This window comes from Aequorivita viscosa (genome assembly GCF_900106795.1).
Taxonomy (GTDB): Bacteria; Bacteroidota; Bacteroidia; order Flavobacteriales; family Flavobacteriaceae; genus Aequorivita; species Aequorivita viscosa.
The window spans coordinates 39,457-59,277 of the sequence record NZ_FNNS01000020.1 but is presented as its reverse complement, the minus strand read 5'-3'; the positions used below and the strand labels follow the sequence as shown (position 1 = coordinate 59,277).

Annotated in this window: 15 protein-coding genes; 7 read left to right on the top strand and 8 right to left on the bottom strand. The window is 37.9% G+C overall.

Translation table 11 applies throughout. The features are described from left to right. Positions 1-13: 13 nt before the first annotated feature. Positions 14-1,402, top strand: a complete 1,389-nt coding sequence (locus BLW28_RS11760; RefSeq protein ID WP_073219711.1) for a RagB/SusD family nutrient uptake outer membrane protein — start codon at positions 14-16, stop codon at positions 1,400-1,402. A 2-nt stretch (positions 1,403-1,404) separates the two neighbouring features. Then, positions 1,405-4,059 (top strand): S9 family peptidase, encoded by a 2,655-nt coding sequence (locus BLW28_RS11755; RefSeq protein WP_083540751.1) that lies wholly within the window; start codon positions 1,405-1,407, stop codon positions 4,057-4,059. A gap of 43 nt (positions 4,060-4,102) precedes the next feature. On the opposite strand, the gene BLW28_RS11750 is transcribed toward BLW28_RS11755, so the two are convergent. The 7 genes from BLW28_RS11750 to BLW28_RS11725 all read right to left on the bottom strand — a co-directional run bounded on the left by BLW28_RS11750 (position 4,103) and on the right by BLW28_RS11725 (position 11,304). Continuing rightward, positions 4,103-4,351, bottom strand: a complete 249-nt coding sequence (locus BLW28_RS11750) for a DUF6520 family protein (RefSeq protein ID WP_073219717.1) — start codon at positions 4,349-4,351, stop codon at positions 4,103-4,105. Positions 4,352-4,421: 70 nt separating this feature from the next. Beyond that, positions 4,422-5,936 (bottom strand): DoxX family protein, encoded by a 1,515-nt coding sequence (locus BLW28_RS11745; RefSeq protein ID WP_073219720.1) that lies wholly within the window; start codon positions 5,934-5,936, stop codon positions 4,422-4,424. 367 nt (positions 5,937-6,303) lie between these two features. Next, on the bottom strand, positions 6,304-6,984 hold the full coding sequence (locus tag BLW28_RS11740) for an AsnC family protein (RefSeq protein WP_073219722.1): 681 nt from the start codon (positions 6,982-6,984) through the stop codon (positions 6,304-6,306). 445 nt (positions 6,985-7,429) lie between these two features. Further along, a complete protein-coding gene (locus BLW28_RS11735) occupies positions 7,430-8,107 on the bottom strand; it encodes a response regulator (protein ID WP_073219725.1) in 678 nt (225 codons plus the stop codon). After that, complete coding sequence (locus BLW28_RS11730) at positions 8,104-10,242, bottom strand: tetratricopeptide repeat-containing sensor histidine kinase (RefSeq protein ID WP_159431770.1); 2,139 nt, start codon at positions 10,240-10,242, stop codon at positions 8,104-8,106. The genes BLW28_RS11735 and BLW28_RS11730 overlap by 4 nt, the downstream gene beginning before the upstream one ends. Continuing rightward, entirely contained in the window at positions 10,229-10,390 is a 162-nt protein-coding gene (locus tag BLW28_RS15760) for a hypothetical protein (protein WP_159431771.1), read from the bottom strand. The genes BLW28_RS11730 and BLW28_RS15760 overlap by 14 nt, the downstream gene beginning before the upstream one ends. A 215-nt stretch (positions 10,391-10,605) precedes the next feature. After that, entirely contained in the window at positions 10,606-11,304 is a 699-nt protein-coding gene (locus tag BLW28_RS11725) for a LytR/AlgR family response regulator transcription factor (RefSeq protein WP_073219728.1), read from the bottom strand. A 141-nt stretch (positions 11,305-11,445) separates the two neighbouring features. Here BLW28_RS11725 and BLW28_RS11720 point away from each other — a divergent pair, with 141 nt between their 5' ends. The 4 genes from BLW28_RS11720 to BLW28_RS11705 all read left to right on the top strand — a co-directional run bounded on the left by BLW28_RS11720 (position 11,446) and on the right by BLW28_RS11705 (position 14,711). Continuing rightward, on the top strand, positions 11,446-12,276 hold the full coding sequence (locus BLW28_RS11720) for an RteC domain-containing protein (protein ID WP_073219730.1): 831 nt from the start codon (positions 11,446-11,448) through the stop codon (positions 12,274-12,276). A 1,031-nt stretch (positions 12,277-13,307) separates the two neighbouring features. After that, complete coding sequence (locus BLW28_RS11715) at positions 13,308-14,063, top strand: hypothetical protein (RefSeq protein WP_073219732.1); 756 nt, start codon at positions 13,308-13,310, stop codon at positions 14,061-14,063. A gap of 2 nt (positions 14,064-14,065) precedes the next feature. After that, positions 14,066-14,503: a DUF5675 family protein gene (locus BLW28_RS11710; protein ID WP_073219734.1), complete on the top strand. Its 438-nt coding sequence runs from the start codon at positions 14,066-14,068 to the stop codon at positions 14,501-14,503. Continuing rightward, positions 14,466-14,711, top strand: a complete 246-nt coding sequence (locus BLW28_RS11705) for a hypothetical protein (RefSeq protein WP_073219737.1) — start codon at positions 14,466-14,468, stop codon at positions 14,709-14,711. Before BLW28_RS11710 ends, BLW28_RS11705 begins: the two co-directional genes overlap by 38 nt. Before the next feature lie 677 nt (positions 14,712-15,388). Here BLW28_RS11705 and BLW28_RS11695 read toward each other — a convergent pair. After that, the gene (locus BLW28_RS11695) at positions 15,389-17,815 is read right to left on the bottom strand and encodes an alpha/beta hydrolase family protein (protein ID WP_073219740.1); all 2,427 of its coding nucleotides are present in this window, start codon (positions 17,813-17,815) and stop codon (positions 15,389-15,391) included. Positions 17,816-18,024: 209 nt separating this feature from the next. On the opposite strand from BLW28_RS11695, the gene BLW28_RS11690 reads away from it, so the two are divergent. Further along, a complete protein-coding gene (locus BLW28_RS11690) occupies positions 18,025-19,032 on the top strand; it encodes a 3-oxoacyl-ACP synthase III family protein (protein WP_073219750.1) in 1,008 nt (335 codons plus the stop codon). The last annotated feature ends 789 nt before the right edge of the window (positions 19,033-19,821 follow it).

Sequence of the window (19,821 nt, the reverse complement as noted above, 5' to 3'; positions counted from 1 at the left end):
AAAACGAGAACTTATGAAAAATAGTAATCAAATATTGAATCGTGGTTTCCGAAATATATTTCTTATCTCACTTCTTATTATTTTTTTCTCCTGTGAGAAACTAGAGGTAGAGACCCCAAATCATCTACTTACTGGCGAGATACTTTTTCAAGATCCCAATGCCGTGGAGGCTGCGATGGTGGGAATATATGCCGCACTGCGAACCAAAGGACTTTTAACAGGAGACCATCAAGGACTTTCAAATCTACTCGGAAACTACACAGATGAAATGGATTATTACAGCCCATTTGGACTGCCAGAGGAACAGTTTTATAAAAATACCATAGCTGCGAATGATCCCTTTGTTGCCGAATTATGGAATGGTGGCTACAACCAAATTTATGCCGCCAATGCCATTCTGGAAGGTGTTGCTGGATCTATCTATTTTACACCCGAGGAGCAAGATCTTTTTAGTGGTGAAGCGCTTTTTATTCGTGGGTTAGTTCACTTTTACCTTTTGAATCTTTTTGGTGATATCCCTTATATTTCAACTACCAACTATTTGGAAAACAAATTGGCTCCTCGCCAAGCTGCTGAAGAGGTATATGCGCTGATTATTGCAGACCTTTTACAGGCGAAAGCCTTGCTTCCAGTAGTGGACAACAGTGGGGAAGGAGTTCGCCCTACCTCAAGTACTGCAACCGCACTTTTGTCCAGAATATATCTGTACACAGAAAAGTGGCAAGAAGCAACAATGTACGCTTCCGAGGTGATAGAAAACAACGGATGGGAGTCAAACATCGAAAATGTATTTCTAAAAACGAGCGCCTCCACACTTTGGCAATTTAGTCCCGATGAAACAAGAAAAAACACCATCGAGGCACAAACATTTGTGGTGTTTGCTGCGCCCCCTTCAACCTTAGCAATGGCCAATACATTGGCAATGGCTTTTGAACCAGGAGATTTAAGAAAAGAATATTGGGTGGGCAATGTTTCAGACGGAACCAATACTTGGTATTTCCCATATAAATATAAACTTGGCTTTGGCGCCAGCAGCTCAGAAGAATATTCCATCGTTTTCCGAATGGCAGAACAATACCTAATTCGGGCAGAAGCACGGGCGAGAATGGGGGATATTGCAGGAGCGCATGCCGACATCAATAAGATTAGAAGTCGTGCAGGACTAGGCAATACTACAGCTAATTCAGAAAATGAATTGCTTGCGGCCATACTACAGGAACGCCGTGTGGAACTGTTTACGGAACACGGTCACCGTTTTTTCGATCTAAGGCGTGCCAACCAATTGGATGAAGTTTTAGGCCCCATTAAACCCGGTTGGAATTCCACGGATCGCATGTTACCTATCCCCGAAAAAGAACTTTTGGTAAACCCAAACCTGCAACCCCAAAACCCCGGATATTAAAGATGAAAAATATTTTTAAAACCCATAGATTACGTTGGATTAGCCTTTACAGTGTAGTTTTTTTCATGTGTTTTTGTTTGACTTGCCCCCTTTGGGGGCAGGCAGACAAAAAGAAAACGCTCGCAATTACGGATTATAGCCTCTGGAATACGCTAGAACTACAAAAAATTTCAAGCGATGGAAAGTGGGCAAGCTATGGTCTGTATTATCAAAAAGGAGAAGACACACTGATAGTGCAAAATATCTTGACAAAGAAAAAACATATTCTTCCCAATGCTTTTATAAGTGACTTCTCAGCCGATGGGAATTGGATGTTCTCTCGCACGCGCGGCAACAAATTCTGGATAGTAAATTTACGGAAGGGAGAAGAAAAACTGGTTGATTCTATAACTTGGTATAGGTGTTCCCCAAATTCACAAACTGTGGCCTATTTAAAACAGCTGCCAAAAGAGGCAAAACCGCAGCTTTATATTGAAAGGCTAGACAATAATACAGTTCTGAAATACCCAAATGTAACAACGTTTAAATATAACGCTTCGGGCGATTACATAGCCTTTATTCAGGAAGGAAAAGGCGATAGAAAAGTCGTGGTGCTCTCATTAATATCGAAAAAAATCACTACCCTTCATAGTAACAAGAAACAGTCCTATAGCCATCTTAAATGGACAGACTCTGGCTGTGGATTGGCGTTTTTTCAAGGGGCTGGCACCAACAAAACGCAAGTGCATTACTTTAAGGATATAACCAAACCTGCGAAGGTTCAGAGCTTTGACCCTTTGTCCAATAAGATTTATATAGCTACTGATAGAAGGCCTGCGTTAGACTTTTCGACAGATGGTACCAAGCTTTTTTTCAATGTTAAATTAAAGAAAATGGAGTCGTCTGCTACAATGGATGAGCCACTAGCTGAGGTTGAAATCTGGAATACCAAGGATCAACTTTTATATCCAGGGTATGGATATTCGAAACAAAGTTTTCACAACCCTTCTATGATGGTCGCTTGGCAACTCAAAAAGGACGACTGGAAATTTATCGGAGATTCAATACACACTATTACACTCTTTGGAACGGATGCAAAATATGCATATGCTTATAGCCATAAGGATCATTCACTCTCCTATCAAGAAAGTGAACCACTCTCAAATATTGATGTCTATAATATTGAAACAGGAGTTCATAAATCAGTAGTAGAAAAACCCCATGGATTTGAATTTCAGATGTCACCTTCGGGTAGGTATTTAGCTTATTTTAAAGACGGAAATTGGTCGGTGTATGACGCAAAATACGATATACACACTAATCTTACGAAAAACCTAAAAACAAAGTTCTTAAATTCAAAAACAAGTAGATACCTTCCACCACCGTCCTATGGCAACCCAGGTTGGTCTACCGATGAAAAAGAAATTCTGCTTTATGATGAATACGATATTTGGGCAATTACTCCAGATGGAAAGAAGGTCGAAAAAATCACGGCGGGTAAGGAAAACTCGACAATCTATAGGCTCTATCGCCTTTCAGAGAGCCGTTTTGAGTATCCTAAATTTGAAGCGCAGTATGCCAAATTGTTTAATCTTAAGAAGGGTGTTTTCATAACCGCCAGAGATACAAATAACGAAAGCACAGGCTACTTTAATTACTCAACTAAAAAGGGACTAGAAGAAATTGTTCTTAAAGATAGTTATATCAAGAATCTAAGAGCATCTAAAAATAGACAACAATTGGTCTATACAGAGGAACGCTTCAATGCACCTCCAAAATTAATGTATCGAGATATAAAAAATACTAATTCAGTAGCGATAGAACAATCCAACCGTCATCATTTCAAATACAAATGGGGTCATTCAGAATTGGTGTATTATACGACTCCTACAGGAGATAGTCTCAAGGGAGCGCTGTTTTACCCTGCCGATTTTGATCCTCAAAAAAAATACCCAATGATTACCTTCTGCTATGAATTGCTGTCCAACCAGCTACACCATTATCAAAACCCTACCCAACACAATACAATTGGCTTTTCCGTCTCCAACTATACCACCCAAGGCTATTTTGTTTTTTATCCCGATATAGTCTATAAGATTGGCGATCCTGGAATATCCGCTACTAAATGTGTAACTGCTGGGGTGAGAAAAGTAGGGGAATATCCCTTTATTGATAAACAGAAATTAGGGCTGTATGGTCATTCCTTTGGAGGATATGAATCTATGTTTATGCTAACCCAAACGGATATGTTTGCAACAATTATATCGGGTGCAGGAGCGAGCAATATGCTCAGTTTTTATCTTTCTATGGCGTGGATATGGGATAGACCACAATATCCACGTTTTGAAAAGGGACAATGGCGTATGGGAGATAGCTATTTTAATATTCCAGAGGCATACGAACGCAATTCACCAATCCACCAACTACAAAATGTAAAAACCCCATTTTTATCTTGGGCAGGAAAGCTTGATAGTAATGTTAATTGGGAGCAGCATATAGAAATGTTTGTGGGTCTGAGAAGATTAAAAAAGGACCATGTAATGTTGTTATACCCTGAAGAAGGACACGATATAAAAGGTTCAGAAAATCAAATCGATTTAACGAACCGCTTGCAAGAGTGGTTCAATCACCATCTTAAAGATAGACCTGCTCCAGATTGGATGACAAATCCCCATTAAAATAGAAAGGCTGGTTAGAAATAACCAGCCTTTCCTTAACCATTTATGGTTTAAATAGTACTCGGGTACAGTTGTTTTCCATACCGAATGCTTCTCCCCACCCTGAAATAGTACAGCCCGGAAGACCAGAGTCCCCACATATTACGGGAGTATCACAAGGTGCATGAACGCTGAGATAGCCAATAGTTGATAAACTATCATCGATTTTTGTAGCATTGGTCGCAAACGCGCCACCAACCGCAAGAGCAATTGCCATAACCGGCAAGAGCAACTTTTTCTTGAAATTTTTCATAATATTAAAATTTTGAAAATGAATTAAATTGACCTACTCTTTTCTAAAGGTTTTCGGTCTCACCCCTTTACTATATAGTGTCTTTAGTTTTTTTTAAAGGTTTAAAGTGCTCCTCTTTTAATTTATATTGTATGAGATAAGTATCAATCAGAGCATAGAGGCTACTTCCATCAACCCTAAATTCATGAAGCTTTTTAAGCCCGCTATGGTACAGGTAGAAGCTGAACAAATAAGTTTGGTTATTAAGATTATAAACATCAATAATAGATGCTGATTTAATAACTTCTTCCGATTCATGTTTTCCCAAACGGTCGCTCTGAATAAAAAGATACTCCCCATAGCTGGAGGCCCGTAAGTTTACGAATATGGGGTTCTTTCCCATTTTTCGTTCGTTCTTGGAGGTAATGGTTCGAACATCCAGTTGGGGATGTGAAATGGTATCTATTGTCTTTCCAATATAATCAAGGGAGAAATCAGTATTAGCAACAACAAATTCATTTCTGTAGAAATACACATAAATTATTTTATGTAATTGGTGGTTGTAAAGCAGAAGACCATCTGTATCAAAAAAAGGATCATCGTGAGCTATTAATAGATCAGGATGGAGATAAGACGCTATAGTATCTCCTATTGTTATTTTGCCTAATACATTTGCCGTAGTATGATTGTCAAACGTGCGAACCACAAAATCATCTTTATTTATATGCTTTACTCTTAAAAATTCTTGAGTTAACTTATAAGATGTTGTGCCAGTTAATGACTTAGTCTCTCCTTTTAAAATAAGTGGAACACTTCCGTCCATTATATAAAACAAAGTGTCTTCAATGACTATTTTTAGAGACTTAAATGGAATATTTGAATTAGGAACTTGGATAGAACGATGTATGGAGTCTTGAAGTTCCCTAGTTAAAACTAATACATGCAATGGTGCGGTAGTATTGCCAAGATAGACACTGTCTTTCGTATTACCTGCAAGATAATATGAGTTATAGCCAATGTCAAAACGTTGTAATTCCTCCACAGGATGGTGTGGATACCTTCGTTGAAATGCATTATTTCGATGCATTTTCTTTTCGGAAAAGACAAACAATAAAGTCACTATCCCTACTCCAATAATGGCAAGAGTGGCAAGCAAAAGCAAGGTCTTTTTGGGTTTTTCCTGCAAGGAAAAAAAGACCGCCACCCCCGCCAAAATGATAAACACCACATTAAAAATAAGGTGCTGCGTCCAACTCAATTTTTCCAGCACCCCACCGCAAGAGCAGGGGATAAAGTCCGAGAAATTTAGGATGATATAGATATAGGCCGTAAACATGACCATCAGCGTAAAACAGGCATAAAGCGCAAGAATTCTAAAACGCGGGAAAACTAAAAGTACTGCAATGACTATTTCAATCCCTGGAACCATCCAAGCAATAACCCCCGCATAAGCACTGAGTAGGGGAGACTGTGCCAGTTGCACCGTAAACGTTTCAAAATCGAGCAGTTTGCTTGTTGCGGCATAGAGAAACAGTAATACAAATAAGTAGCTCGTAACTATTATAATAGATTTACCTATTTTGGAATTTTTATCTTGAACAGTCATTATTTAAATGAATTGGTGTTTCGATAAAATTAAACCCAAGTAAACAACTGTTGGTTTTGAAAGTAAACCAAAATTGATAAAAAGCCATTCAAAATTGAACAACTCACAACTCAAATCAACAAACCCTAAACTCCAAACCTAGCATCTAGATTCTTCAGATTCATCATTCATTCCCAATGAAATCAGCAATCAAAATTCCCCAATCTCCAATCCGCAACCCCTTCTAACTCCGACATTCGATATTCATAATTAAATATTCCTTCATCCTTTCCCATCGCCCTTCATGCCGCCATACGCTCGTGCATCAAACGTCTAGCATCCAGCCTCTAGACTCTAGCATCTAGCATCTATACTCTCCTTTCACCCCTCATACATATCGCAATTCCTTAGCTTTCCGAATCAACGCAGAATCAGATTGATCTGTAATTCCCAGAAAATCCTTTAGTTTATGTTTCCTTCTATTAATTGTAGTTGAGGAGAGAAATATCTTTTTCGGAAGATCAATGTTTTTGGTTCCCAGCGATAATTCGTGTAGAATATGATAATCTATATCATCAACAATATGAAGGTTCGTTCTATAAATTCGTTGCAATTGCAGTATGGTTTTACTAAAGTATATACCGACTTCAATAGTTTCTACAAAAGCTTTTATAATAGTTTCCTGACTAGCATCTGTCACTTCTATAATACTATCTGGATCTATTCTCACACCTAGTTTTCTTAAATTAAACACTGTGGCATTTTGGATTGTAATGATAATCTTGATATTGGGATAATTGGCTTTGATATATTTCAGGAATGCTATTGAGCAATCAAAACCGGTAGTAGGGGATAGTGGGAAATTCTGATTTATACAAACAAGGTGGAGATTCTGATTTTTTAATAGTGCAGCAATTGCATTTTCCGATTGCTCCATGGTGTGGATAATATGTCCATTAAAATTGAAGTGAGATATAGGCGCTTTGGCCTCACCAATTCCATTTCTGAATGCTGATAAGAATGAGGGCAATTGTTCGATTAGCAAGTATTTAATTTCCCGTGGTTTCATAGCTCACATTTTAATAGCTTGAGTGACGATTCATACGCCTATCATTTAGTTTAAGATTCGTTATTCAACATGTCAAAAGTATCAAGACTCCCATCTCAAATCGCATACGAACTAGGCTAGTCTGAAACAAACCTGACAGGTCTCAAAGACCTGTCAGGTTTTAGACTTAGGCAATGTTTTAAGCGTGGTGTTCAATTGCATCACACAAAACATGAATAATCATCCTTTCCCATCTATCTTCGTGCATCTAGCATCAAATCCCAATCATAAATCCCCGCTCAACTTCTACATCGGAAATTTATAACTAAACATTCGCTATTCCTTCTTCCTTCCTCAACGCCCATCGTGCAGCGTAGCGCTCGTGCATCAAACATCTAGGCTTTAGCCTCAAATCCCCAATCCCCAATCCCCAATCGTAAATCGTTAATCCCCATTCCCTCCAGCGCTACAAAAACCCTTCTTCTTTTGCTCTATTCAACAATTGCACATCACTGCTATCTGCTTCAAGATGAAGAATATCCTTTAATTTACGTTTCCTTCTTTCAATAGAAGCCATAGAGATAGGTAGCACCGCAGGTAGCTCTTTGGTTCGTTTTCCTTCAGACAAATAGAATAATAACAGTACATCGTAATGATCTAAAACCATGGGCTTGGATGGAATCTGAGTTAGATATTTCCGAACTGTTTTAGAATAATGTGGTACTTGCTGTAAAACATCTAGAAATGCTAACTTAAAGCCATCAGGATTTATTTCACTTTTAATGAGAAGAGCCTCGGGTTTTACAGAGTCTAATAACTTTTGAATCAAGTGATAGTGATTGTAACCAGTGATAACCATTATTTTGCAGTTGGGATAATCTTTACGAATTGCAACGCCTAGATCCAAGCCTGATAGATAATTTTTGTATTGAGGTAACCCAATATCCAATAGCACCATGTGAAGTTGCCTTTTTTTAAAACCTTCGCTTAAAGTTGCTGTGGCTTCCATAATTGAGTGCGCTTGTTCAATATTAAAATGGTAAGTTTCAGTTTGACTTTCCAATACTCTTAGTACGTCCACATAGCTTTTAAGTATCATAGCGTGGTCATCTATCATTAAAATGTTTAGGTGTTGCTTTTTCATGGTAAAGAAGGGTTAAATGGAATTTGTATGCTGATGGTGGTGCCAACACCTATAGGAGCGTGTATATCAAATTTACCCTTGAGTTTTTGACTTCGGGTTTTTAAACTCTTCATACCAATGCCTATTTTAGATTTAGTAGGATTAAAGCCCATTCCATTATCTTTTATTTCAATATTGAGAATATCCAATTCCCGATATAAATGAGCGCTTACTTTTGAAGCTTGGGCGTGTTTAACAACGTTTTGAAGTACTTCCTCAAATAAACGCCGCAATTGAATTTGAGTTACATAGGGGAGACGCTCCCACACTTCCGGCTCGTTGCATTGGTAGTAAAATTCAAATTTTCCTATCTCACTCTTTTCCAGCCCAATCTTTTTCAAGATTATCGAAAAACTATCTTCCTGAAAAAATACAATCTCTCTAAGCTCATGAGATAAGTTTCTGATATCGGTTTCCAATTGCTCGAGTGTCACTAAAAACTGTTGGTGAAGCATCTCCATGCTAGCTGCTCCCGATAATTTAACCGACTGCCACCTAAATCGAAGTGTAAATAGCCGTGAAACGATATCATCGTGAAGCTCTTGTGAAATACGCTGACGCTCTTCTAACTTTCCCTTTTCTAAGTTTGTTTTTTGTGATAACGCCATCAAAAACATATCTTCATTGTACTGTTGCTGCTCCCGTTCAAATAGAAGCTCCTTGTTTTTAGCATTCTGACGGGAATTTATATAAATGAGAACTAAAATAGTAGTGACAGAAATAGCGATAATAAAAATCCACATCCGCTGGCTAAAAAGCCGCTCATTCTCCTGAATATACTTATCAGTTTCATACTGTATGGCAGTAAACTTATTTCTCAGCCGGCGGTCTCGAGTATTGAGACTTTTGTTTAATGATATATGTTGTGTTAAATAATGGTTGGTGTTATCCGTATCCAATGCAGCCAAAAGCTCAAGCCCGTATAGTACATTGCTGTTTAAGTAATACCCTTTGGCTAAACGAAGTCCTTCCTTTGCATAATCTATAGCTTGTATGGTATCTGTTACCTTTCCGTAATATAATGCAAGACGCATTCTACTCATAACCGAACCCGCAGTATCTTCAATGCTGTCTCGCAAAGCCATCGCAAATTTTAAAGAATGCGCTACATCCTCATACCGACCTATAGAAATCTGACAAAATGCGCTATTATCCAATAACCTTGCGTGTAATGATGGTTCCAACTTCAGAATTGCTGGGTAGGCTAGTGCGTTATTAAAAACAGTGAGTGCCTCTTTATATAATTTCATTTTGTATAAACGAACCCCAAGGTTGTTTAAATTCTCTAATTGATAATATTCTGAATTCTCTAACTTAGGTATCATCCGTGCAGCCTCGTTGTAATAGTGTAGCGACTTTTGAAACTCCTCCAAATCATCCGAATTATTGCCCAACAGATTATAACACCTATAAAGTTGCTTGATATTATTCGTGCTTTCAAAGATTTTAATACTGCGGAATAATAAAATTTCAGCACCTGTAAAGTCATTTGACTGTCGAGAAATATAAGCCATGTTGTACAACATCTTTCCTGCATAGTAAAAACTGTTGGCTGAAGTAAAATACTTGAACGCACTATTGTAATGAAAATAGCTTTGTTCGTAGTCGTGTTCTCGTAAATAATAAGAACCATAATTCCAATGCGAATCTCCAAGTATAGATGGATTATCTAAGGTTTTCGCCAACGCATGATTCTCAGATGCTATACTGTGAAATAAAATAGAGTCTTTTAAAGAACTAGAAATTTCAACTATTTTACTGGTCTTAAAATACTTAATACTATCCGCAGAAATGTGTTTTAACGCAGCGTGTGATTCTCTTAATAGTTCTTTTCGCGTTTCAATGGAAAGGGAAACATCCTGTGCCTTTTTTATAAAATATTCAAAATCAGATGCAGAATCAGTGTTTTGTGAATTGGTTAAAAAAGGAAGTGTATAAATTATGAGAATGACAACATAAGGAAATTCCTTCCAACAAAATATACAGGTGCGGAACATGGTCGATTCATTTGAGGAGAAATCAAAAGTAAGAAAAGCCTTTCTATTTGTAAAGGCTTCTCTTAAAATCAGGTAGTTATGTGTTTTAATCCTTTTCATTATCAGGTTCTGCACTGTGTTCACCACTCGTGCCATAAATGGGCGGAGCATGATAAGTGTTGCTTTCGTTGTTTATCGGAGTAGGGGTACAGGAACTTTGTATTCCTATAAAAATGATAAGGCTGAGGTAAATTAGTTTAGTTTTCATGGTGTACGGGTTTATGTTAAACAATAAAAAGTAGCCTCACTTGAAAAAGCGAGAATCATCGTGCACAATGAAACTGGCAAATAGGCCAGTAGGAGAGCAACTTCCTTTCACTAAAATAATCGACACTTTCGCTATGTCGAAATAAATAACTCTTGAAGTAGTGAGTTTGCTAGCTAGTGAAGTGAGATGCCCTTTTAATAAGCACTTTTGGTATTTTAACACTTGGTCAAAATCTTCTTGATGCCATCAACTTGCGCTAAATAGTGTTTTGTGAAAGGAATATAATCGGAAGTCCCAGCTAATTGGATTCGCTTTTTTAAATAATTTATGCGTCGTACCATATGGGCATTCACTATAAAACTTCGGTTAACTCTTATAAAATTGTCGGGAAGCTCTTTTGAATAATACTTCAAGGTGTTGAAACCGCAAACTGTCTTACCGTCCTGTAATATAAAGTCGGTAGTCCTATTATCGGCCCGAAGAAAGAGTAACTGTTTTAAAGGTATATAATGAAAATCCTTATAAGAGGAAATACAATAATATGTCCGCCTTACTGCAGCTTGGTGTTCTTTGATTTTAGGTAGGAGCGAAGCTAGTTCCATGTCTGGGCCAATTAGCACTCCAACCCCCAAATTATTAGCTTCATAAGCAGTTTTATAGGAACTTGTTATTCCTATTAATTTTGGAGGAAACCCAAAGCTATTACTGATTTTAGTTAAAATATCTGAAATATAAAACTCAAAATCATCTAGATTAATTATAACTAATTCGGGAGTACAATGTATTTTATATTGTAAAATATCTTTTAAAGTATGTAATACAGCTACACAATGAAAACCCTTAACCTCTTCAATAATCGTTATGATTTGAGTGGCCTGAAGTGCTGACTTATTAAAAACTAAATAGTGGCGCATAGCTAATAAATAGAATACGCATATTAAAAAAATGTAATTACTCTATTTGATGGTTGACCCGTCATTATTGAGAGCTCATCCTTCATTTACTATCTAATAATCATAATAAATTGTATTCACGTAACCATTAATTTCCATATTATGAATTTTTATAGCGAAGTACTTTCACAGTTGGAAATCCAATTACAACAACTGGATAACCAATCATCCAATGTGTATAGCAAAGCCGAAAAGGGAATAGCACTATGTAGTGATTCCTTAGAGATGATACGCAAAAGGGTTTTAAAGAATGGCTTTAAAGACATTGAGGAAGAATGCCAATTTTTTAAAACAGTTAAACCTAAAATCGTTGGATTTCTAATTCATTTTGTGAATACGGTTGCTATTGAACGTGCTAAGCTTATGACAAATAACATAACAAAGCAAAATTTTTACGTAGAACAGATCGCTGTATTTAAAAAATATTTTGTCGAGCAAAGAGAATTTTATGAATATTATATTAGAGGACTATCTCATAGGGATTCTTCGTTTTTTACGAGAAATTCAAACATAACATCATATTGTTGCACCTCCATTACATCTATCATAGATCCAAACTTTTCAAGTTCAAAAGACATGGTATTAGCGAAAATTTTAGGTAACACCCTTACCATAAACTACCTAAAGAAAAAGCTATCCCCGAAAAAAAGAAAGTCATTAGACAATAATATAACAACTTCAAACCTCAAATGGACAGGCACCAAAACAGACCTCGTAGAACTAGTGTACGCCCTACATTCCTCCGGACTAGTAAACAACGGTCAAGCGGGTATAAATGAGGTAGCCAAAAATATCGAAGGTATTTTCTCCACAAAAATCGAAAACATTTACCGGTCTTTCCTCGAAATAAGAACCAGAAAAAGAAAACCTACAAAACTCCTCGACACCCTAAAAAAAAGCCTCATAAACAAAATAATACAAGCAGACGACTAACAAAAATCCAACCCCAAATCCCTAATAACAAATAACAATGAATAACCAACATTAAAGAGATATTAATCACCTTACTAATCTTCGGTGCCTGAGTGTTTTGAAAGCTCCAACGTTTATTTAATGAAAGCTCTAATATCATATAGCTCTCAAAACGTAACGAAGGCCAACCCCTAAATTTGAAATCCCCAGTTTTTCACATAACAAAAGTCTTAAGTCCTAAGTCTTTCTGTCTTACATCTCCATTTTTTCCCAATAAATATTGAAAGAAATAGATGCTCCACGGATAAGCCATAGATAAGCCATAGATAAGCCATTAAAAGCCATTAAAAAATAACATACATTTTCAATCCCATTTCGGTCATTTCTACCAAGATTTCCATTCTCTTAAAATACCACCCACATATTCCCCCAACTTGGGCAATAAATGGAAGAAAAAATACGATAGCCTCCCTCAAACCCCCCTCTAAAAACAGCACATCCAATCCGAGTCTAATTATAATTAAATTTAACTATTTCCCTTCCCCCGAGTGGCATATCCTTAACGCAGTCGAAGGGAGCAAAGGGAAAACTCCACGGTAAACCACTCCAATTAACACCCTTCTCCTAAACGCCAGTTGAAAAGCCTACAAACCCACATCTTCATCTTCGTTGCCGTTTTCGATTTCGTTTTCCTCCAGCCGTCCTCAGCATTCTCCATCCCCCAGTAATAAATCAAATTAAAACAATTATATAAAGGTGGCTGAGTGAATTTGAGTGTGCAGCGCAAAACCGAAGTTAGTACCGAAGCCCAACCCCAAATTTTAACTACACCACCTTCACTTAACAAAAGTATTACCTCTCTATTCTCTATTCTCTATTCTCTATTCTCTGTTCTCTGTTCTAAGAACCCTTAGCACCCATCTCCATCCATCACTCAGCATCCAACACCTGAACTAGAAACCCGAAACCCCAACCCCCCAATTCGTACCCAACTTGTGAACAACGCCCTTTCTACCGCCGCATCTTTGCAGCTAACTTTAAATAATTATATCATGGCAAAACAAGCTGGTATTATCAAATTAAAAGGGACCATCGATGATGTTTCTTTTTACAAAACTGAAGACGGGCATCTTGCTCGGGCAAAAGGCGGTATAGACCGCAACAAGATTCTCCACAGTCCCGCATTCGCGAGAACTCGAGAAAACAACTCCGAATTCGGCCGCGCCGGTCGGGGTGGTAAACTCCTTCGAAACTCCATACGTTCCCTAATGCAAAATGCAAAAGATCGTCGTGTGGTGAGTAGACTAACAAGCCAACTTTTGGCCATTATTAAAACCGACCCCGTAAATGCAAGAGGGCAACGTACATTGGATGATGGCAATTTAAAGTTGCTGGAACATTTTGACTTCAACCTAAATGGCAAGTTAGACACCACTTTTTTCGGTCTGTATACTTGCGGTTTCGATCGGGTAGCAGGAGAGGCTTCTATTTCTTTTAATGAATTTAGTGCTACTGCGCAAATTACCGCACCCGCTGGAACAACCCATTACAAAATTGCATTGGGCTCAGCCGAGTTAGACTTCGAAAACAAAGAATTTGTTTACGATGAAATGGAAATGGGAGTATTGCCGTATGACAATACTACTGTAGCAGCTACAAACTTAACAGCTTCGCTGACCCCTAATTCGCCCAATCCAGTAGTGATTGTATTGGGAATCGAATTTCAACAGGAAGTAAATGGTGAGTACTATTCCTTAAAAAATGGGGCCTTTAACGCCCTAAATGTCGTAAAAGTCGATGACATTTAAGAATGGAACTCACGCTAACAAGGGTGTATAAGAGTGGGGGTACTAATGGTACCCTCACTTTAAACGGACACTTCGTCTGTTTCACCATTGAGCTTCCGTGGAAGGAAAACCAAAAAGGTGTTTCCTGTATTCCGGAAGGCAAGTATGAACTCAAACCCAGATACTCTCAAAAGTTTAAAAGACACTTGGAGGTATTGGATGTTTATAAAAGAAGTACAATCCTATTTCATCCGGCCAACAATGCGCTAGAAGAGTTAGAAGGCTGTATCGCTCCTGTGATGCACTTAACGGGAATAGGAACAGGCATTTATTCAAGATTCGCCTTAGAAAAATTACTATCCGTCATTTATCAAGCAAGAGATAGAAATGAGAAAATAACAATAAACATAAATTCAAATCGATATGAATATCTTAGACAGATACAAAAAACCGACACCTAAATTCTTTAGGATATTACGAACACTTGGCGTAGGCCTAGCAACAGCAGGAGGAACAATTCTAGCAGCCCCCGTAAGTATTCCTGCCTGGCTAATCTCAATTGCTACTTATGTAGTCGTTGCTGGCACGGTAGTAACGGCTGTAAGCCAAGCCGCAGTAGATGATGACAATGAGGAGCAAGCAAGTAAAGTGAATGATGATGGAAACTAATTACAACTCAATATGGATGGGTACCGTTAGTGGTACCTTTCTCTCATCTCTAAGCCTAATAAGAGTCGAAGATATTTTAATTACCGCTCTTTTAGCCTCCATTGGTGCCGTAATCAGCTTCGTATTGTCTTGTTTCCTAAACCTCTTCCTAAAACCAAAACTAGGAAAGTTCAAGAAAAAAAGAAAACCTAAATAACTAAACCAAACCTAACCTAACAGGTCTATTCCACGCCTTCATCTCACGAGATAAAAAGGTAAAAGGGCTCACAATTCTTTTGAAACCAAGGAAAATACCTGTTAGGTTTCCCCAATCCAAATCCCATTCCAACCTATTTACAATTCATCTTTACCGCCTATAACAAAGGTTCCCACGTGGCGGCGTCCGTGTCTTCTGCGAATCCTAGATAAACCAACAAATAATATATTGCTCTTAACCATTTATGAATATTCCTAATTGATAATATTCAGTCAAAAGGAGGGAAGCAGCTCCAAACGATCTACCAAACACCCATAAAAAAACCACGTTCTATAAGGTGTCCTGATAGTTTTAAAGCTTTAACTCACTTTAAAAATCTATGTTTACTTTAGGACTTCCGTTATAGAACGTGGCAAACTAGCAATGAAGCTAATTATTATCTATTTTAATTGAGTAAGTAATAAGCGCTTGGCTATTGGCCTTATTCGTTATCTTCTTTATTTTTCACATACTTTTCAAGCCATTCGTGTTGTTCCCATAAAACGTGAAGCACGCTTTCTTTGGCGCTATATCCGTGGCTTTCCTTTGGAAGCATAACCAGACGGGATGTTGCTCCTAATCCTTTTAAGGCGTTGAAATAACGCTCACTTTGCAATGGGTAGGTTCCAGAGTTATTATCTGCTTCCCCGTGAATTAATAACAATGGCGTTTTCATTTTGTCTGCATTCATAAATGGCGACATTGTATTATATGTTTCAGGTGAATCCCAGTAGCTTCTTTCTTCACTTTGAAAACCGAAAGGAGTAAGCGTTCTGTTATACGCACCACTTCTTGCAATTCCCGCAGCAAAAAGATTCGAATGACTTAGTAGGTTTGCAGTCATAAAAGCACCGTATGAGTGTCCGCCAACGCCAACTCGGTTTCTGTCAATATATCCCATTTCCTCAACCGCATCAATCGCTGCTTTTGCGTTTCCAACCAATTGAGTTACGAAAGTATCGTTTGGTTGCTCGTCGCCTTCACCCACAATAGGGAATGCCGCATCGTCTAAAACCACATAACCTTGCGTTACCCAGTAAATTGGCGAACCGTAATATGGGTATATAAATTCGTTCGGGTTTGTAGTGCTCTGTGCTGCACTGCTCTTGTCCTTATATTCACGTGGATATGCCCAAAGAATCATCGGCATTTTTTCTTTACTGTTCACGTCGTATCCAATAGGTAAATACAATGTGCCTTCAAGCTCTAATCCGTCATCACGTTTGTAGTAGATAACTTCCTTATGAACATTTTGAATACTCTTAAACGGGTTTTCAAATGAAGTAACTGGTGTTAAATCATTCTTCTTTTTAATGTTTCTGAAGTAATAATTAGGGTATTCATTCTGCGACTCGATTCGAACTAAAATCTTCCCCTTTTTCATATCGATAGCCGAGTTTAGGTTCTCAAGTTTATCGGTATAAGCAGATTCATAAACACGTTTTGTTTTATGTGTTTTTAAATTAAACTCATCAATAAAAGGGAATTGTCCTTTTTCAGAAAAACCGTCTCCCATTAGGTACGCCGTATTTCTGTTGATTTCCAATACGCGTTCGTTATAATCATTTCGAGTGGTAACAAAATTTCCTGGATCGCTGTATCGGTCTTGATAGCTTCTGTCAAAAATAATCTTTGGCGCTTCTGAATTATTAGAAGGATTGAAAATATAACTTTTCGTATTTCGGTCATTCCACCAATAATCTGAAGCGATTGCGATGTTGTCGTTCCCCCAGATAATACCCGAATAACGATTTATGGTTTTAAGAAGTAATCTTTCTTTAGCTTTAAAAGGAGCTGCAAGTTCATAAACAGCATCTCGGTGATCTACCTTTACTTCAGGATCTCCTTTGTCCAATGCTTCTGCCCAATATAATGTAGCAGGTTTGTCCGAACGCCAATTCATTCTTCTTTTTCCTTCACGAGTAGCCATAAAACCTTTTGGCTGTACTTCGTTTAAAGGCACGTCGTTTACTTTTTGAACTAAGTTTCCGTTGGTGTCGTAAATATTTGTTTCGAATGGAAACCTGTAATAAGGAACTATATATGAGAATGGTTTTTTAATTGTATTTACCATTACATAACTTCCCTCTGGCGAAAACTCGATGTCGTCATACATAGCCGTAGGAAGAAAGTCGGAAACCTCGCCAGTTAAGGTGATTTTTTTAACGGTTGAACGCGCTAATTGCTCAAAGTTGTATTCATCATTCGGACTGCTTAATAAATCCTGATACGTTCTGTTTTGCGCTTTTTCACCATCACTAACCGAAATGGTAGGTCCTTCTGGTACTGCTTCAGAAGTGTTTATCAACTCCTTTCTGTCACTTGGTATTACGTTTACTAACAGTGCATTACTTTCTTTAAACCAATTGATGGGATTTCCCATATTGGCGTTTAATTTCAAGGAGCTTAGCTTTCTTGCAGTTGCATTTTCAACATCAGCCAGCCACAATTGAACACCATCTTCCGAAGTGTTTAAAAACGCAATCATTTTTTGATTTGGTGAAATTGAAAAATTGGAAATCCTCGCGTTTTCTGGAAGTCCAACTACTTGGCGAGCATCCTTTTCAGTAGATTTTTTAACCTTAATATTATTGTAATAGCGGGTTCTGCTACCAATATTGGTTTTTGGGTTTATACGAAGCCCGCCCAGTCGAAGTTCGGTTTCAGTGAGCTCGGCAATAGATTTATAAGCATCGCGATATAAAAGCACGACGTTTTCACCATTACTATCAATCCAAACCGAAGGCGCTAATGGCGCATCTACAAGTTCTAAGATTTCTTTAGGAGGTTTTTGATACGTCAGCTTTTCCTGAGCAATAAAGTTGCTTGAAAGGAGGAGAAATGCAATAAATGCAATAGTGTTTTTCATAGTAAAAAATTTTAAAGGCCTAAAGATATTCAAATTTATGATTGTAATGCGTTTTTGCTAATAGACTGTAATTCCGTGATGGTGTTGTTTCATATTGATAAATTGACGGTTTCAAGTTTCGATTGTAGTCTCCGAATACATAAACTTCAATTTATTTCCGTGAAAAGCAGTATATATGTATCTTTCCCCATTCTTTAAAAACGATGTATATGTATAGTTCAAAAATAACGGGATTAGGATATTATGTTCCTGAAAATGTGGTCACGAATGATGACTTGGCGAAATTAATGGATACCAATGATGCCTGGATTCAAGAGCGAACTGGGATTAAGGAAAGACGGCACATAAAGAAAGGTGATGGTAACTCTACTTCGGTAATGGGGGTAAAAGCCGCAACAATCGCTTTAGATCGTGCAAAACTAGCTCCAGATGCTATAGATATGATTGTTTTTGCAACACTTAGCCCAGATATGTATTTTCCAGGGGGAGGGGTAGAAGTGCAGGAAATGATGGGAATGCGAACCATTCCAGCTTTAGATGTCCGCAATCAGTGTAGCGGATTTGTATATGCAATCTCGGTGGCCGACCAATTTATAAAAACTGGAATGTATAAAAACGTTTTGGTGATTGGTAGTGAAAACCATAGTGGCGGACTCGATATGTCTGACCGTGGCCGTGGAGTCTCCGTGATTTTTGGCGATGGGGCAGGAGCGGCAGTAGTTTCTAGAAACGACTCTGGAAAGGGCGGAATCCTATCTACGCATCTTCATAGCGAGGGACAGCACAAAAACGAATTGTCGTTGCAAGGGCCAAGTACCGAATATTGGGTGCCGCAGATTATAGCAGACAATCCACAAGAAAACATTCCGTATTACCCTTATATGAACGGCCAATTTGTTTTTAAACACGCCATAGTCCGTTTTTCTGAAGTAATTCAAGAAGGTTTGGAAGCTAACAACCTAGATGTAAAAGATATTGATATGCTAATTCCACATCAAGCGAATTTGCGCATATCACAATTTATTCAGCAAAAATTGAAACTGACAGACGATCAGGTTTTTAATAACATCCAAAAATACGGTAACACGACAGCGGCATCTATCCCAATTGCACTTACAGAAGCTTGGGAGCAAGGTAGAATTAAAGAAGGTGATTTAGTTGTTCTTGCTGCTTTTGGAAGTGGCTTCACGTGGGGAAGTGTGATTATAAGATGGTAAACTTAGATCAATTTAAAATTGCCTAACATAGATTTTTAAATCCCTCAAGTGGCATTTAGATAGTCTTTAAAAACCTCTGAGATCTCATTCAGTCCGCCATAGCAGACTCAAACGTTGATTTGTGTTCTGTCATTTTCCTGAATTTGAATTGATAGCAGCATATTGCCGGAACGCGACAGGATTGAGATAACATATATATAAAAAGCCTTTCAGCAAAAACTGAGAGGCTTTCTTGTACCTAAAAAAGGTATAATTCGTTAAAGGCTAATTCAATTAAATTATAAAATGAAGTTTTAGGCAACTGTAGTTTAGACGATGGGACACAGATGTAGTTTCATTACAATTCCTTATTTAACAGAACAATAACATTGCCATATAAAACAAAAGAAGCCGTCTCGAAACCTGAGACGGCTTCCTAAAAGAACCTGTAAACTGATAGTGCTTTAGCCTTAACTTATGAATTTGCCCATACCACTGTCGGGAACGTGGGGTTTTTAATAAGTTGAAGTAGTGCTGCCTCTTATGGTCTGGATTACTCTAGATTAAGATAGTATACTCAAGAGTTGAGCTAAAGCCGAATAAATCAGCGCCATACTCAACCCCGGGCTAGACCACGGGGTTATTCATAAGGTGAAAGTAATCTACACCAGTTTGGTCTGAATAACCCCTAGCTTCAGCTGGGGGGTTAGAATGCAGTAGAGTGGAATGGGCTTTAGCCCAACCTTCACCCTTCTAACCTTTCAAACCCAAACTTCTTAATAAACTCATTATATTCCTGCTGATATGTCT

What these genes read in the sequence shown, in the direction of transcription:
- BLW28_RS11760 (WP_073219711.1), top strand. Translation starts at nt 14, where the DNA reads ATGAAAAATAGTAATCAAATATTGAATCGTGGTTTCCGAAATATATTT.
- BLW28_RS11755 (WP_083540751.1), top strand. Translation starts at nt 1,405, where the DNA reads ATGAAAAATATTTTTAAAACCCATAGATTACGTTGGATTAGCCTTTAC.
- BLW28_RS11750 (WP_073219717.1), bottom strand. Translation starts at nt 4,351, where the DNA reads ATGAAAAATTTCAAGAAAAAGTTGCTCTTGCCGGTTATGGCAATTGCT.
- BLW28_RS11745 (WP_073219720.1), bottom strand. Translation starts at nt 5,936, where the DNA reads ATGACTGTTCAAGATAAAAATTCCAAAATAGGTAAATCTATTATAATA.
- BLW28_RS11740 (WP_073219722.1), bottom strand. Translation starts at nt 6,984, where the DNA reads ATGAAACCACGGGAAATTAAATACTTGCTAATCGAACAATTGCCCTCA.
- BLW28_RS11735 (WP_073219725.1), bottom strand. Translation starts at nt 8,107, where the DNA reads ATGAAAAAGCAACACCTAAACATTTTAATGATAGATGACCACGCTATG.
- BLW28_RS11730 (WP_159431770.1), bottom strand. Translation starts at nt 10,242, where the DNA reads ATGAAAAGGATTAAAACACATAACTACCTGATTTTAAGAGAAGCCTTT.
- BLW28_RS15760 (WP_159431771.1), bottom strand. Translation starts at nt 10,390, where the DNA reads ATGAAAACTAAACTAATTTACCTCAGCCTTATCATTTTTATAGGAATA.
- BLW28_RS11725 (WP_073219728.1), bottom strand. Translation starts at nt 11,304, where the DNA reads ATGCGCCACTATTTAGTTTTTAATAAGTCAGCACTTCAGGCCACTCAA.
- BLW28_RS11720 (WP_073219730.1), top strand. Translation starts at nt 11,446, where the DNA reads ATGAATTTTTATAGCGAAGTACTTTCACAGTTGGAAATCCAATTACAA.
- BLW28_RS11715 (WP_073219732.1), top strand. Translation starts at nt 13,308, where the DNA reads ATGGCAAAACAAGCTGGTATTATCAAATTAAAAGGGACCATCGATGAT.
- BLW28_RS11710 (WP_073219734.1), top strand. Translation starts at nt 14,066, where the DNA reads ATGGAACTCACGCTAACAAGGGTGTATAAGAGTGGGGGTACTAATGGT.
- BLW28_RS11705 (WP_073219737.1), top strand. Translation starts at nt 14,466, where the DNA reads ATGAATATCTTAGACAGATACAAAAAACCGACACCTAAATTCTTTAGG.
- BLW28_RS11695 (WP_073219740.1), bottom strand. Translation starts at nt 17,815, where the DNA reads ATGAAAAACACTATTGCATTTATTGCATTTCTCCTCCTTTCAAGCAAC.
- BLW28_RS11690 (WP_073219750.1), top strand. Translation starts at nt 18,025, where the DNA reads ATGTATAGTTCAAAAATAACGGGATTAGGATATTATGTTCCTGAAAAT.